Origin of the sequence: Kurthia zopfii (assembly GCF_003143955.1) — a bacterium.
Taxonomy (GTDB): Bacteria; Bacillota; Bacilli; order Bacillales_A; family Planococcaceae; genus Kurthia; species Kurthia zopfii.
Genome location: NZ_QFVS01000019.1, coordinates 38,425 through 53,058, shown reverse-complemented (window position 1 = coordinate 53,058; position 14,634 = coordinate 38,425). Strand labels below are relative to the sequence as shown.

Sequence of the window (14,634 nt, the reverse complement as noted above, 5' to 3'; positions counted from 1 at the left end):
TAACTAAAAAAGAAACATATGTTCTTATCTAAGCTAAAAGAAAAAGGCGATAAGACCTTTATATCAGTTTTCGAGTTACCAACGGTAACCCTCAAACTGAACGGTATTCATCCCCCACTTATAGAAGCTGGGGGATGAATACCGAAACGATGTTAAATTAGCTACTATTGAAGATGTAGAAAATGTAACGTCGCTCGCTATGCTTTTATGGGAAGGGCATGAAGCGAGTGAATTAAAGGAAGAATTTGAACAACTAATTGCATCCGAGCAATGCGCAGTTTTTATTTTTAAAGAAAAAGAGCAAGCGATTGGCTTTGCTCAATGTCAATTGAGAGTGGATTATGTGGAAGGGACAGAGACATCTCCGGTAGGTTATTTAGAAGGTGTTTTCGTCTTAGAGCAATATAGAAAACGTGGAATTGCGCGTGATTTAGTCCAATATTGCGAGCAATGGGCTACTCAAAAAGGGTGCAGCGAATTTGCGAGTGATTGTGAATTGGAAAATGAAGCAAGTGCTAAATTTCATGCTGCAATGGGGTTTATTGAAGCAAACCGAATCATTTGTTTCAAGAAAAAAATATAAAGATTTAGATAAAAAAGGTGAAGGAATTCTCAATTTCCTTCACCTTTTTATGATGTGTATGATTAAAAAACTTCAGCTTCTTCGAATAACTTACTATGGAGATACGTCAGTTTTTTAGCCATGACTTTTGGTTTTTGGTCGAAATTATTTTCCATCCAGTAGATGAAAAAACCTAAACTTCCATAAGTAGAGAAATAGCTTAAAGCAGGTACTTCAATTGGAAGTTCATCATTTAGTTTTATTTCACGATGCGTTAATTTCACGAGGTTTTCACAAAAACGATTTTGCGAACCTGGAATTAATTCACCCTTGATGATTAATGTGAAGACGAATTGGTTTGCATAAATAAATTCAAAAATAGGTAGATGTAATCTTTCGTCTGTTGAAGAAAATTTTCCGAGGGATTGATAACTGTCTCGGAAATGTTTTAATAAACTGTCTAAGTAATCATCGAAAATCGCATTTAATAATCCATCTAAGTCGTTATAGTGGGAATAAAATGTGACACGATTGACATTTGCTTTTGCTGCGACGGTTTTAATGGACAGTTTTTTGAAATCTGCTTCTTCCATTAACAACTGAATTAAAGCTTCTTTTAAGCTTGATTGTGTTCGAATAATACGTCGATCTTTTGATAAAGACAAGTACTCAACCCCTTTCTTTGCAATATTCCTACATTATGACAGTAAAAATGAAAAATGAAAAGTTTACAGATGAAATAAATAGGACATATAGATATTATGTGACTTTGTGATACAATGAACTTAAGGATTAAATAGTTTAATTCTAAAATATTTAAGCTTTTTCATTGACAAAGCATTATAAAGTTTGTTAATTTACAAGTGTAGTTTATTTCTAGTTAATTTAAGGAGGAGTTTTATAATGGCTCGTTTAGAAGGTAAAGTAGCAATTATCACAGGTTCAGCTCAAGGTATGGGAGCTTCACACGCAAAAAAATTCATCGCAGAGGGCGCTAAAGTCGTTCTTACAGATTTAAATGAAGAAAAAGGTAATGCATTTGCTGCAGAACTTGGCGAAAACGCAATTTTCGTTAAACAAAACGTTGCAAACGAAGAAGATTGGAAAAACGTAGTAGCGAAAGCTGAAGAAGCATTCGGTCCAGTAAACGTATTAGTAAACAACGCTGGTATTACTATGGCTAAAAAAATCGCTGATACTTCAGTTGAAGACTACCGTCGTATCGTAGAAATCAACCAAGTATCTGTATTCTTAGGTATTAAAACTGTTACAGCTTCAATGGAAAAAGCTGGTAAAGGTTCAATCGTAAACATCTCATCTCTTAACGGTCTTGTTGGTGGTGCAGTTGGTTACACTGATACTAAATTCGCAGTTCGTGGTATTACTAAAGCTGCTGCTCTTGAATTATCAAGCAAAAACATCCGCGTAAACTCTGTACACCCAGGTGTAATCGCTACTCCAATGGTTGTTCAAGAAGATACAAAAGCTGCTGTTGAAGCATTTGCTAAACATATTCCACTTGGTCGCGTTGCTGAATCAGAAGAAGTTTCTAACTTAGTAGTTTACCTAGCATCAGAAGAAGCTAGCTACTCAACTGGTTCTGAATTCATCGTTGATGGCGGTATGTCAGCTCAATAATTGATCGTTGTAATGCAAGTTACACAATCAATCAATTACACGCTCGAAAGTCTTTCGTATGAAAGCTATTGGGCGTGTTTTTTTTGCGCATTTTTTCAAGTCATTCTTTGCACTTTTGCACCCAATAAAATGTTATAATCATTGTTGAAGCATTTTCAGAGGAGGAGTCATAGAGATGAATAAAAATGAAGAAATGAGGCTCCAATCTTGGATTTCAAGTGGGCAAGTTTCCGTTCCTCAATTATTTTTTAAATATTATAAGAAACTCAAAATTACAGATGAAGAAATGATTCTACTATTACAATTGCAATCATATATTTCGAAAGGCATTGATTTCCCGCCGCACACAGAATTAGCAGCACGTATGGAAATCCCCGAACATCAGATTATGTATTGCCTACAAGGACTTTTACGTAAAGGATTAATTCATATTGAACAAGAGGTTAACCAAAACCAAGTACTCTATGAAAAAATCAACTTAATGCCACTGTGGATTAAATTGTCGGATTGTGAGCAAAACAGTTCCATTCAAAAAGAAGAAAGAAATGAACAACTTGAAGAAGGTAAACTTTTTCAAATGTTTGAACAAGAGTTTGGCCGTTTATTATCGCCAATTGAAATTGAGACAATTACGATGTGGATTGATGAAGATCGCCACGATATTAAATTGATTAAACAAGCTTTAAAAGAAGCAGTTCTAAATGAAAAAATGAATTTAAAATACATTGATCGCATATTATTCGAATGGAAGAAGAAAAATATTACAACTTCAAAAGAAGCAGTTGAGCAGTCTAAAAAATTCCGCGAACATAATATGAAATCAGTAAATCATGAAAAAGTAGAAGACGCACCAGTGAAGAAAGCGCCGTTTTACAATTGGTTAGAGGAGAGAGAATAATGCTAACGATTAAGCAATGGCTATTGTGTTTAGATGAAATGGATCGAATGTTTCCGGATGCTCATTGTGAGTTAGTACATGACAATCCTTTTGAATTAACAATCGCTACATTATTATCTGCACAATGTACGGATGTATTAGTGAACAAAGTAACGAAAAACCTATTCCAAAAATATAAAACACCAGAAGATTATTTAGCCGTTCCACTAGAGGAATTGGAAAATGATATTCGTTCGATCGGGCTTTTCAGAGGAAAAGCAAAGAACATTCAAAAACTTAGCCAACGTCTACTAGATGTTTATGGAGGAGAAGTTCCTGCGAATCGTGAAGATCTAGTAACGTTGCCAGGAGTCGGGCGCAAAACAGCGAATGTAGTGCTATCAGTGGCTTTTGGTGTTCCTGCAATGGCAGTTGATACACATGTTGAGCGAGTTACGAAGCGGTTAGGCCTATGTCGTTGGAAAGATAATGTACTTCAAGTTGAAGAAACGGTCATGAAGAAAACACCAATCGAAAAATGGTCTAAAACCCATCATCAATTAATTTTCTTCGGTCGCTATCATTGTAAAGCTCAAAAACCTGGCTGTAATGAATGTCCATTATTTGATTTATGTCGAGAAGGACAAAAGCGTATGAAAAAGGGGCTTGTCACAAGATGATTGAAGTAATTAAAAGTAAAATCGAAAAAGAAGCGGTGGATCAATGGTTCGCAAACTGGTCTGACCTAGTACCTGTTATTCATGAAGCGCATGATTTGCGAGATAAGACCGCTGGCACTCATATGGAAGAGGGCATTCAACTGTATGAGCAATTCATATGCGATGTGAGTGAAGTCGCTGAAATCGATGTTCATGAAGAATATGAAGTATTACCAATCAATGCGTTAGAACGTTTAGCCTTCATCAAAAGAAGACCAGGCCAATATGCTTGTTATCGTCAATTAGATGAGCTGTTCATTGAGACGAAAAAACGTTGTGCGAGACTACGATTGAAGAAATAAAAAAAGCTTCTGCATTTTTAATATGCGGAAGCTTTTTCTATTAAACTTTATTTCGCGGGTTCCTTTTTGCCTTCAAATAATTTGCCGACAAGAGTACCTGCAATGATGCCTAAAATGAATGTAATTCCAGAATCAACAGCGTGTGTACGATTTAAAATAATGGCAACAATAATTAGAATAATACCGATTATGCCTAATAATTTATTCAAAAAAACACTCCTCTTGAAAAGATTATACTAAGTTGTATGTAATAATTATACAATTAAAACTTTTTTTGTAAAACTATTCGCGTGGATTTATATAAAATGAGTCGTTTTGAACTAGAGTTTGTTTACATCTATAAGCGTTTCTTTTAAGTCAGAATATGTTCTAAAAAACTAAGTTTGTATTCATTAATCATACGCTTTCAGAGTAAAGGATTGTAAGACCAAACATATATAATAGAGGCAAAAAAAAGCAGCACCCAAGTCTAACTTGAGTGCTGCTTTTTTTTATTGATCTGATTCAGGTTTGTTTGAAACAGGTGGTTTTGTACCTTGCGTATCGACAGGTTCATCCGTTTCAGGTTCATCTGTTTCAGGTTTGTCAGGCTCATTTGGTTTTGTCGTTGTACCGTTACCATTGCCATTACCATTTGGTGTTGTAGGTTTTTCAGTTTCAGGTTTTTCTTCAGGAGTCGTCGGTTTTTCAGTTTCTGGCTGATCCGGTTCTTCCGTTTCAGGTTTTTCCGGTTCAGTTGTTTCCTCTGAAATTCGAACGGTTGCTGAAGCAGCAGAACTCGTTTTACCATCTTTCGTCGCTATTACTGTAAAGGTCAGTGAAGTACTGCCTGCTGGGACGCTGTAACTTGCGGAAGTGCTATCTGTTGTTGTAATCGTCTTACCGTTTACTGCGACACGATAGCTCGCTCCAGAAGTACCATTCCAAGAAAGTGATACCGAGTTACTACCTTCATTATAAGTTGCACTTAAACCAGTTGGCGCATCTAATTTTTCTTCTTCCTCTTTGTCTGGTTTTTCTTCAGGAGGAGCAGCTACTTGCGTACCACGTACATACAATTCAGAGCCAGAGCGGATGACTGAATTTGGTTGTTTGAAAGCAGGTGTGTTTTTCCCTTGAGAAATTTGCGACATAATAATTCGGAATAGATTTTGCGCTAGTTGTCGTTCAGCTGGAGATGAAATCCCATCCTTACGACTCGAATAACCTGTCCATACAGACATTGAGTAGCGAGAAGTGTAGCCTGCGAACCAAGAATCTGGAACTGCTCCATCAGGAAGGCCATATTCTCGAAGTTGCTCGCCTGTATAGTTTGTCGTACCAGTTTTACCAGCGACATCTAAGCCATAAACATTGGCTAGAGAACCAGAAGCACCAGGTTTCGAACCGACAACATCTCTTAACATATCTGTCACCATGTAAGCGGTATAGTCACTCATTGCTGCTTTAGGTTCAGGTGTATAAGTTTTTACTGTATTACCATCGCGGTATACAATTTTCTTAATTGAGTGTGGTTTAATATAAATCCCGTTATTTCCGAATGAAGCATAAATACCTGCCATATCAATCGGAGATAAGTTGACTGAACCACCACCGATTGCGTCAGATTCATAAAGTTCTTTCGGCTCTAAGCCAAATCCTTTGATGAATTCTTTCACTTTCGGAACGCCAACTTCTTTGAACGCTTTGATTGAAGGGATATTACGAGAGTTGTAAAGTGCTTCACGCATCGTAATGCTTCCTTTAAATTGGTGGTCGAAGTTATTAATTTGTTGAGAAGTACCACTATAAGTCATTGGTTCATCAACAAGTGTATGTGCTGTATTCCATTTTAAATATTCAATTGCTGGGCCAAAGTCCATAATTGGTTTCATTGTAGAACCGGGTTGTCGTGTTTTTAATGCTTGAGCATAGTTGAAGCCACGCTCTGGGCCGTAATCACGCGCACCACCAATTGCAGAAATCTCACCATTTTGCGTATTCACTACTGAAATACCCGTTTGGATTTTCTTCGTAGGGAAGTTCGCATCATTATTAATTGTTTTTTCAACAACTTTTTGTGCTTCAGGATCAAGTGTTGTATAAACACTTACACCTTCTTCTAATGCTTTTTCATCATTATTCTCCGCAAGTTCTTTTAATACAACATCTACGAAAGCATCGTATTTTGAGCTGCTTTGACTAATGCGTTTATCTTTTGGAAGTAGGCCTGTTTTAGCACTCACTTTCATCGCTTTGTCCATTTCCTCTTTGCTGATTTTCTTATTGTTATACATTAATTTTAATACTGTATTACGACGTTTTTCAGCTAAATCTGGATTTGTGAATGGGTTGTAGTTGTTTGGAGATTGTGGCATACCTGCTAATAAAGCCATTTGAGGTAAAGTTAGTTGATCTAAATCTTTCCCGTAGAATTTCTTCGCAGCTGTACCAAATCCGTAAGTTCTACCACTCATTAATACTTTATTGAAATACATTTCAAAAATTTCATCTTTTGAATATTCACGCTCAAGTTGAACAGAAAGATAAGCTTCCTGTGCTTTACGTTTTAAAGTTTTCCCGTTATTTAAGAATGAGTTTTTAATTACTTGCTGTGTTAATGTACTTGCACCTTGAGCGCCGAATCCATCTCGTAAGTTGGCAACTACTGCGCCACCTAAACGATAGAAATCAATACCATGGTGCTTGTAAAAACGTGAATCTTCCGTTGAAAGAATCGCATTGATCATTTCTTGAGGGATATCCTCAAATTCGACATGCTCTCGTTCTTCCGTACCCATCGTGTAAAATTCTTTGCCGTTAATGTCATAGAATTTAGAAGATACTGGGTCTTTCAAAGTTTCTTCATCTAACTTAGGTGCTGTAACTGCGTAATAAGCGAATACGCCACCACCTAATAAAATCCCGATTAAACCTAACGTTACGATTGTAAGAAATATTTTTTTCAACCAAGATTTCTTCGGTTTATCTTTTTTACCTTTAGAAGATGGCTTTCTTTTGCCACCTTTTCTTTGTTCGTTTTCCATACGTTTTCGTTCTTCTCGAGAATTATATCGTTTATCCACTAAAATTCCCTCTCTTTCTGATCACCTTTATATAGGTAACAAAGCGGTTATTGCCTTTAGATAATCAAGTTGCGGCACATAACCTTCTTTTACTTCAATTGCCTCTTTTTCAAATACTTCAAATGGGATGGACTTTCGCTCGCCATTATCCATGCCAATCCATGCTTGATTTAACACATCAAATGGAAGGATGAAAAATCGTTCTAAAGTTGTGAATTGGACAAGTAAGAAGCAAATTCCTCCTTGTTCAACTGCTGCTCTCATATGAATTACTTGATGTAAATGAACATTTTTTAATGGAAAGGACGTTTTGTTTTTCGTTTCTTTCGCATCAAAGTCAATATAATGTCCCTTATAAACACCGTTGTAGTCTGTTGTAGACGGTGTTCTAAAATATGCTTCTCGAATTACCGCAGCACTTCGTGAAGGATATTCTACTTTGACGATTTGAACCGGAACAGGTTTCTTATGGATGACAGCTATATTAGCGCTTAAATAGTATTGATTTGTTTCATCAATTTTATCCTCTAAGCTTTTTCCGCGATTACTATAGGTCGGATCCATTTTTTTCTTCTTCGTAGTTTGTCCTACGGATGTATTATTTGGTGGTGTATATTTTCGTCCATTTGGATAACGAATTGCCATCGTAATCACCTCGTAATCAATATCATACCATATGTTTTATCGGGCGCTTTCGCTCTGTTTTGATAATTAATCGAAAAACACTACCAAAAGATATTAGCAATAACAGAACTATTTTGCAAATAAAGAAACGGCATTCATTCAATGTCTTGAAATAGAATATGGAATATTCGTTCGCTTATAAATGTAGTGAATTACGCAACTATTTGGTAAAATAGAAAGTAAAACAACGAGAGGGGTGCTGGTCATCTTAAAACAACTGACAGAAGAGTTATATGCAGAGTGCGATTTAAGTTGGGAACGATTTTCTCGATTTAGAGAAGAAGAGTACGAACCCGATTTTTTCACCGAAGTGAAGCCTTATGCGGATGAACTCCAAGATAAATTAGTACGATGGAAGCAACTTTCACAAGAGTATATTTTTAAAAATAGACCAAAACATATTCATATGGTTCAAATCAATAATGCGAGCGACGCTTTTGAGCAATTTGTCGTGCAATCATTTTATATAAAAACAAGTAAGAAACGATTTTTCCAATCGATTCAATCTGTGAAATATACATGCGAAACTTTTTTAAGAACTTTGGAGGCGGAGCCGGTTGATTAGAGAAAAAAGAACGGTAAAGCAACTAATCGACCTTTGGCAAAGTGATCCGAAAATGCAAAGTAGAGTACAGCATATTCGTGTGCTTGATGAGAAGGAAGCGACTTACGCATCATTTCCTGAACAATTGCATCCATCGATCCGCAAGGCTTTAGCTAGTCGAGGGATTCATCAATTGTATTCACATCAACGTGAAGCTTTTGATTATGCGACGGCTGATCAATCCTTTACAGCAGTAACGCCAACAGCTTCGGGTAAGTCCTTATGTTATAACTTACCCGTTTTACAAGGAATTATGGAAAATCCGCAGGCGAGAGCTTTGTATTTATTCCCGACGAAAGCTTTGGCGCAAGATCAAAAATCTGAAATGAACGCGCTAATTGAAGCGATGGATGAGGAGATTCTCTGTTATACATATGATGGAGATACTGCTCCGGGTATTCGACAAAAGGTTCGAAAAGCGGGTCATATCGTAATGACGAATCCGGATATGCTTCATTCTGGGATTTTGCCACATCATACGAAATGGGTTTCTTTATTTGAGAACTTGAAATATATTATTGTCGATGAATTGCATACGTATAAAGGGGTATTCGGCTCGCATGTCGGTCATGTCCTACGAAGATTACAACGTATTTGCCATTATTATGGTAGTAATCCAGTATTCATCTGTACGTCTGCGACAATTCAAAATCCGAAAGAATTAGCCGAAGCATTGACGAATACAACACATGAATTAATCGAGAAAAACGGTGCGCCATCTGGGAAGAAGACATTCCTTTTTTACAATCCTCCAATTGTTAACGAGACATTCGGAATCCGAAGAAGTGCCATTTTAGAAGTGAAGGATTTAGCGAAAAAACTGTATGAATCTGAAATTCAAACGATTATTTTTGCAAAAAGTCGTGTCAGAGTTGAAATGCTCGTAACCTACTTAAAATCATTAACATTCCAAAAAATCCATGATGAATCCGTACGAGGATATCGCGGTGGTTATTTACCATCGGAGCGCAGAATCATCGAAAAAGGGCTACGAGATGGGACAATTCAGACTGTTATTTCGACGAATGCTTTGGAATTAGGTGTCGATATTGGTCAATTACAAGCATGTATTATGACTGGCTACCCAGGCAATATTGCGAGCGCTTGGCAACAGGCTGGGCGAGCAGGGAGAAGGCAGGATGATGCTTTGATCATTTATGTCGCACAATCCACGGCATTAGACCAATATGTCATTCAACATCCAGATTACTTACTTGGCAATAAACCAGAAGAAGCGCGTGTTTATCCTGAAAATATGCTTATTTTGATGGATCATTTGAAATGTGCGGCATTTGAATTACCGTTTAACCAAGGGGACTCCTATGCTGAATTTGACGTAGATGATTTATTAACCTATTTAGTAGAAGAAAAAATATTATTGAAAACATCAGAAACTTGGCATTGGATGTCGGACAGCTTCCCAGCACATGATATTAGCCTACGTTCTGCCTCTCAAGAAAATGTCGTTATAATTGATCGTACATTAACAGGGAAAGCCTCTGTCATAGGTGAAATGGATCGATATAGTGCGATGACACTTTTACATGAAGAAGCGATTTATATTCATCAAGGTACGCAATATCAAGTGGAAGAATTAGATTGGGAAGAGAAGAAAGCCTACGTCAAGGAAGTCGATGTCAACTACTTTACAGATGCCAACTTAGCGGTTGAATTGAAGGTTATTTCAGAAGATAAAACGATGAAATTAGGTAAGGCGACTGCGTCATTTGGCGATGTCATGACATTAGCAACTGCAACTATTTTCAAAAAAATTCGTTTTAATACACATGACAACATTGGTTCAGGTCCAATTCACCTGCCACCAGAGGAGTTACATACTTCTGGTACATGGCTGAATTTTGAACAACCGACAGATTGGACGGATGATGATTTAAATGGGGCTATGTTAGGTGTAGCTTATGCGATGAACAGTTTCATCCCATTGTATATCCAATCAGATCGTAGCGATGTACACGTAGTTCCTCAAGTGAAGGCGATTCATAATAATCAACCAACATTCTTCATCTATGATCGCTATCCAGGTGGCATTGGTTTGAGTGAACGCGTTTATGATTACTGGCAGTCATTAATTGAGCATGTATATGATCATGTCGAAAGCTGCTCATGTCAAATCGGCTGTCCATCATGTATCGGCGCTCAAGACCAATCAGGTGACGCGAAAGACAAAGTATTACATTTTCTACAATCATTTTTATTAGAGGAATTGATGAAGTAATGTCTTACGAGAAAAAAATATTACAAATGAAGCAAATGTTAAAGAAAAAATCTCCTACCACCGAAAAAGAACAGCCGAAATTCAAAAAACCGAATCCTCCATTATATGCGGATGCGTGGGATGAAGTTGGTTTGAAAAAGATTTCGAATGATTGGGGTACAGTGTTTTTAAAAGAAACGCATTATGATTTAGATTACCAACACGGTAAATATAAGCTCGGTCAATTTTACGACGCGCTCGCATTATGGGATCAATATGAAGACGAGCATCCTCTAAAATTAACTTCCGATGATTTAGCCATTTTCTATGATACGGAGACGACAGGTTTGAAAGGTGTCGGCACGCATATTTTCCTAAATGGCTTACTCGAAGAATCGCCGCACGGATTCACGTTAAAACAATATATTTTGGCGGATCCTGCAAATGAAACGGCATTTTTATTCGAATCGAGGTTTTGGCAAGGCGAAAAGACGGTAATAACATATAATGGGAAAAGTTTTGATTGGCCACAACTCCAAACGAGATGGACTTTAAATCGACAACATTTGCCACCTTTAAAAACACAGCATCAAATTGACCTTTTTCACAGCTCAAAACGAATTTGGAAAAATGATCTAGGTAGAATGAAGTTATCGATGGTTGAGGAGCAGAAATTGGGGTTTGCTCGCATTGATGATTTACCAGGCTATTTAGCACCTATTGTCTATTTAGATGCTGTGAGAAGCGGGGAATATGAAGCTTTATTCCAAGTGTTAACGCATAATGAATATGATTTATTGTCGCTCATCACATTATTTGTTCAAGCTACACAACTAGTTTTCTCAGAAGTGGAGAAGAACAATGCGACAGTGCATACGAATATCGGGAAATGGTATAATGATTTAAAGCAAAGCGATCGAGGAATCCACTTGTTAGAAGGTATTAGCGAGACCTATAATGAGAAAGAAGCAGCACAGGCGAATTATTTATTAGCGAATCAACAAAAGCGCAAGAAGGATTTCGTGTCAGCTGCTGAAAACTACAAAAAAGCATTACCGTACTTAGTGGAACGACAATGGATTGACGCCTCAATCGAACTAGCCAAATTATATGAGCATCAACTAGATGATTTGATTGATGCGGAGACTTATACTTTGAATGCACTATACAAAGTGAAGTCTGCGAAGTTTTATAAAAAAGAAGTTAAATCGAATAAAATAGCTGAAATCGAGAAGCGTTTTTTAAGAATTCGCAGAAAACAAGGAATCAAATAGAATAAGCTCCTTATTCACCCATGTTTTTACAACTATATGTTATAATAAAATTACTTATTAACACTTGAAAGGATCATGATGATGGACATTAAATTATCAGCAAAAAAGATACTAGATAAAGACTTCAAAACCGGTCTAAGAGGATACAGTCAAGATGAGGTAGATCAATTCCTAGATGAGATTATTAATGACTACGAAAACTTCGAAAAAGCTTTACTAAAAAAACAAGAAGAAATCAATTTATTAAAACAAGAGCTTGAGCAAGCAGAGAGTAATCGTCGAAATGCTCCTACTACAGTACCTACTTCAGGCGCTGGAGTGACAAATTACGACATCTTAAAACGTATTGCAAACCTTGAAAAGCACGTTTTTGGCGATAAATTGTACGATTAATCTACAATTTCTTTGATTTGTCGAATTCTACCTTGTAATAATGGATTATTGGGCATATAATAAAGACACATCAATAAGAGAATGAGTAATCGCTGCAACGCTTGACGTTGTTGAGGAAAGTCCATGCTCGCACGTTTCTGAGATGATCGTAGTGTTCGTGCTTCGCGAAATCATAAGCGGAGGTAGCAGCAATGCTAACGGCGGGAGGAAGGCCTAAGTCTTTGGATATGGCTGAAACTCTCTGAAAAGTGCCACAGTGACGAAGCTTATAAAGAAATTTATGAGGTGGAACGAGGTAAACCCCACGAGTGAGCAACCCAAATTATGGTAGGGGCGTTCTCCTGAAAGAAATGAATGGATGGAGAGATGTATATGCTTGCATATGCATAGATAGATGATTACTACCCGAGTAGTACGAGGCTCACGCCGTTTGAGTACGAAGGGCACAAAACATGGCTTACAGTTCCTTATGATGCTTATAACATGACTAGTCAGGCTCTCCTAATTTATTGGAGAGCCTTTCTTACTAAATAAAGAAGATTTTATCTTAGATGTGAGGGTAATATGACAAAAAATGAAGGTTTCTATAAAGATTTATTATCTACCTCTAAAAATATTGCTTCACCATTAGTTGATGCAATTTTTAATACGATTACAGAAGGTATAATGGTAACGGATCCTAATAAAGTGATTTTAACAGTCAATCCTGCATTTGAGTTTGTTACAGGATATAAAGCAAGCGAAGCTGTTGGTAATAAGCCATACTTGCTTCAATCAGGCATGCACTCAAAAGAATTTTACATAGAGATGTGGGAAGAAATTGATGCATTCGGTAAATGGTCTGGCGAAATATGGAATAGAAGAAAAACCGGCGAAATTTATCCAGAATGGCTAACAATTATGGCGATTCGTGATGAAGAAAATACTTTGCTTCATTACTGTGGCATTTTTGAAGATCTTTCCGAGAAAAAGACAGCAGAGAATACAATTCAAAAGCATATGAATACCGATACTTTAACAGGTATAGTAAACAGCTACTCATTTTCTAAAAGAATGGAAGTTTTACTTTCAGGTTCAGAAGATAAGCAGTTTTTGCATGCGCTCTTATTTCTAGACTTAGATCGCTTTAGTCAAATTAATGAAACTTTAGGGCATTCCGTAGGGGATTCCTTGTTGATGAAAGTTGTTGAGAGATTAACACCGCTCATCCGAAATAAAGATATATTAGCGCGATATGGTGGCGATGAATTCGTTATTACGATGACCAATTTACACAATCCTAAAGAAGCAGTACAGTTAGCAGAGAAAATCATTCGAATTTTTGAAGAACCTTTCAAATTAGACGAGCATCAAGTGTATATTACTGCTTCAATAGGAATCAGTTTATACCCAAATGATGGTGATAACACTGAAATACTTATTAATCGTGCCGTAAAAGCGATGGAATTTTCGAAGCGTAATGGCCGCAATCAATTCGCCTTTTACTTTGACGATTTAAAGTTGGAAACGAATAAAGGCATACTCATTGATCATGAATTACGACAAGCGATCAAGAACAATGACTTCACTTTAAACTACCAACCAAAAGTCGATTTGAAAAAGAATGCAGTAATTGGGTTTGAAGCACTCGTACGTTGGAATAATGACAAGCTTGGATTTGTATCGCCAGGCATTTTCATTCCATATGCTGAGGAAACGGGATTAATCATACCTTTAAGCGAACTAATTATCGAACAAGCTTGCTTAGATTGGATTAAATTAGATCGATTAGGAAATGGTCATTTGTCGATTGCCATCAATATTTCGAGTATTCATTTCCATCAGGAGAATTTTATTGACTCAATTCAGCAAATTTTAGAAAGAAATAATTGTTCGCCGCGCAATTTTGAATTAGAATTAACAGAGCGCACAGTTATGAATAACGAGAGAGAAACAATCCGAAAACTAGTATTATTAAAACAACTTGGATTCAAACTATCCATTGATGATTTTGGAACAGGATATTCATCATTGTCTTATTTAGTTCAGTTCCCACTAAATTATTTGAAAATCGATCAAAGCTTCATTCAATTAATCGGTTCATTAAATGAAAAACAAGCAGTAGTAGATGCTATTATTCAGATGGCGCACAGACTTCATATGGAAGTAATTGCTGAAGGTGTGGAACAGAAGGAGCAAGTAGAATTGCTAAGGAATATGGGCTGTGATATGATTCAAGGATATTATTATTCAAAACCTATGCCTATACGAGAGGCGATTGATTACTTAGAGTTTTGGAAACTGGAGATAGAAGGGAAATAA

14 protein-coding genes and 1 other RNA gene are annotated in these 14,634 nt (G+C 36.8%); 11 read left to right on the top strand and 4 right to left on the bottom strand.

What is annotated here, in order from left to right; genetic code table 11:
• Window positions 1-127 precede the first annotated feature (127 nt).
• Window positions 128-583: an aminoglycoside 6'-N-acetyltransferase gene (gene aac(6'), locus DF281_RS08340; protein WP_256595784.1), complete on the top strand. Its 456-nt coding sequence runs from the start codon at window positions 128-130 to the stop codon at window positions 581-583.
• 62 nt (window positions 584-645) lie between these two features.
• Here aac(6') and DF281_RS08335 read toward each other — a convergent pair whose 3' ends face one another.
• The gene (locus DF281_RS08335; protein WP_109349793.1) at window positions 646-1,227 is read right to left on the bottom strand and encodes a TetR/AcrR family transcriptional regulator; all 582 of its coding nucleotides are present in this window, start codon (window positions 1,225-1,227) and stop codon (window positions 646-648) included.
• Between the two features lie 238 nt (window positions 1,228-1,465).
• On the opposite strand from DF281_RS08335, the gene DF281_RS08330 reads away from it, so the two are divergent.
• From DF281_RS08330 to DF281_RS08315, 4 genes are all read left to right on the top strand, one after another.
• The gene (locus tag DF281_RS08330; protein WP_109349792.1) at window positions 1,466-2,200 is read left to right on the top strand and encodes a glucose 1-dehydrogenase; all 735 of its coding nucleotides are present in this window, start codon (window positions 1,466-1,468) and stop codon (window positions 2,198-2,200) included.
• Between the two features lie 175 nt (window positions 2,201-2,375).
• The gene (locus DF281_RS08325) at window positions 2,376-3,098 is read left to right on the top strand and encodes a DnaD domain-containing protein (RefSeq protein WP_232025803.1); all 723 of its coding nucleotides are present in this window, start codon (window positions 2,376-2,378) and stop codon (window positions 3,096-3,098) included.
• Window positions 3,098-3,757: an endonuclease III gene (gene nth, locus DF281_RS08320; RefSeq protein WP_109349791.1), complete on the top strand. Its 660-nt coding sequence runs from the start codon at window positions 3,098-3,100 to the stop codon at window positions 3,755-3,757. Before DF281_RS08325 ends, nth begins: the two co-directional genes overlap by 1 nt.
• Window positions 3,754-4,098 carry a YpoC family protein gene (locus tag DF281_RS08315; RefSeq protein WP_109349790.1) on the top strand — a complete coding sequence of 115 codons (345 nt, stop codon included), beginning with the start codon at window positions 3,754-3,756 and terminating at the stop codon, window positions 4,096-4,098. Before nth ends, DF281_RS08315 begins: the two co-directional genes overlap by 4 nt.
• Before the next feature lie 47 nt (window positions 4,099-4,145).
• Here DF281_RS08315 and DF281_RS14740 read toward each other — a convergent pair whose 3' ends face one another.
• The 3 genes from DF281_RS14740 to recU form a co-directional block, all read right to left on the bottom strand.
• On the bottom strand, window positions 4,146-4,307 hold the full coding sequence (locus tag DF281_RS14740; RefSeq protein WP_166636111.1) for a hypothetical protein: 162 nt from the start codon (window positions 4,305-4,307) through the stop codon (window positions 4,146-4,148).
• Between the two features lie 282 nt (window positions 4,308-4,589).
• On the bottom strand, window positions 4,590-7,163 hold the full coding sequence (locus DF281_RS08310; protein ID WP_240605531.1) for a PBP1A family penicillin-binding protein: 2,574 nt from the start codon (window positions 7,161-7,163) through the stop codon (window positions 4,590-4,592).
• A gap of 27 nt (window positions 7,164-7,190) precedes the next feature.
• The gene (gene recU / locus DF281_RS08305) at window positions 7,191-7,808 is read right to left on the bottom strand and encodes a Holliday junction resolvase RecU (protein WP_109349789.1); all 618 of its coding nucleotides are present in this window, start codon (window positions 7,806-7,808) and stop codon (window positions 7,191-7,193) included.
• Window positions 7,809-8,043: 235 nt separating this feature from the next.
• Here recU and DF281_RS08300 point away from each other — a divergent pair, with 235 nt between their 5' ends.
• From DF281_RS08300 to DF281_RS08275, 6 genes are all read left to right on the top strand, one after another.
• Window positions 8,044-8,412, top strand: coding sequence for a YppE family protein (locus DF281_RS08300; protein ID WP_240605530.1), 369 nt, complete (start codon window positions 8,044-8,046; stop codon window positions 8,410-8,412).
• 52 nt (window positions 8,413-8,464) lie between these two features.
• Window positions 8,465-10,687 carry a DEAD/DEAH box helicase gene (locus tag DF281_RS08295; RefSeq protein WP_206058894.1) on the top strand — a complete coding sequence of 741 codons (2,223 nt, stop codon included), beginning with the start codon at window positions 8,465-8,467 and terminating at the stop codon, window positions 10,685-10,687.
• On the top strand, window positions 10,687-11,940 hold the full coding sequence (locus DF281_RS08290; protein WP_109349787.1) for a ribonuclease H-like domain-containing protein: 1,254 nt from the start codon (window positions 10,687-10,689) through the stop codon (window positions 11,938-11,940). Before DF281_RS08295 ends, DF281_RS08290 begins: the two co-directional genes overlap by 1 nt.
• Window positions 11,941-12,015: 75 nt before the next feature.
• Window positions 12,016-12,333, top strand: coding sequence for a cell division regulator GpsB (gpsB, locus tag DF281_RS08285; protein WP_172461958.1), 318 nt, complete (start codon window positions 12,016-12,018; stop codon window positions 12,331-12,333).
• A gap of 77 nt (window positions 12,334-12,410) precedes the next feature.
• Window positions 12,411-12,798: RNase P RNA component class B (gene rnpB, locus DF281_RS08280), an RNA gene on the top strand.
• A gap of 99 nt (window positions 12,799-12,897) precedes the next feature.
• Window positions 12,898-14,634, top strand: coding sequence for a putative bifunctional diguanylate cyclase/phosphodiesterase (locus DF281_RS08275; protein WP_109349785.1), 1,737 nt, complete (start codon window positions 12,898-12,900; stop codon window positions 14,632-14,634).

Bases quoted from the DNA above. Each gene is read 5' to 3' on its own strand.
- DF281_RS08330 (WP_109349792.1), top strand. From the start codon at position 1,466: ATGGCTCGTTTAGAAGGTAAAGTAGCAATTATCACAGGTTCAGCTCAA.
- DF281_RS08325 (WP_232025803.1), top strand. From the start codon at position 2,376: ATGAATAAAAATGAAGAAATGAGGCTCCAATCTTGGATTTCAAGTGGG.
- nth (WP_109349791.1), top strand. From the start codon at position 3,098: ATGCTAACGATTAAGCAATGGCTATTGTGTTTAGATGAAATGGATCGA.
- DF281_RS08315 (WP_109349790.1), top strand. From the start codon at position 3,754: ATGATTGAAGTAATTAAAAGTAAAATCGAAAAAGAAGCGGTGGATCAA.
- recU (WP_109349789.1), bottom strand. From the start codon at position 7,808: ATGGCAATTCGTTATCCAAATGGACGAAAATATACACCACCAAATAAT.
- DF281_RS08295 (WP_206058894.1), top strand. From the start codon at position 8,465: ATGCAAAGTAGAGTACAGCATATTCGTGTGCTTGATGAGAAGGAAGCG.
- DF281_RS08290 (WP_109349787.1), top strand. From the start codon at position 10,687: ATGTCTTACGAGAAAAAAATATTACAAATGAAGCAAATGTTAAAGAAA.
- gpsB (WP_172461958.1), top strand. From the start codon at position 12,016: ATGATGATGGACATTAAATTATCAGCAAAAAAGATACTAGATAAAGAC.
- DF281_RS08275 (WP_109349785.1), top strand. From the start codon at position 12,898: ATGACAAAAAATGAAGGTTTCTATAAAGATTTATTATCTACCTCTAAA.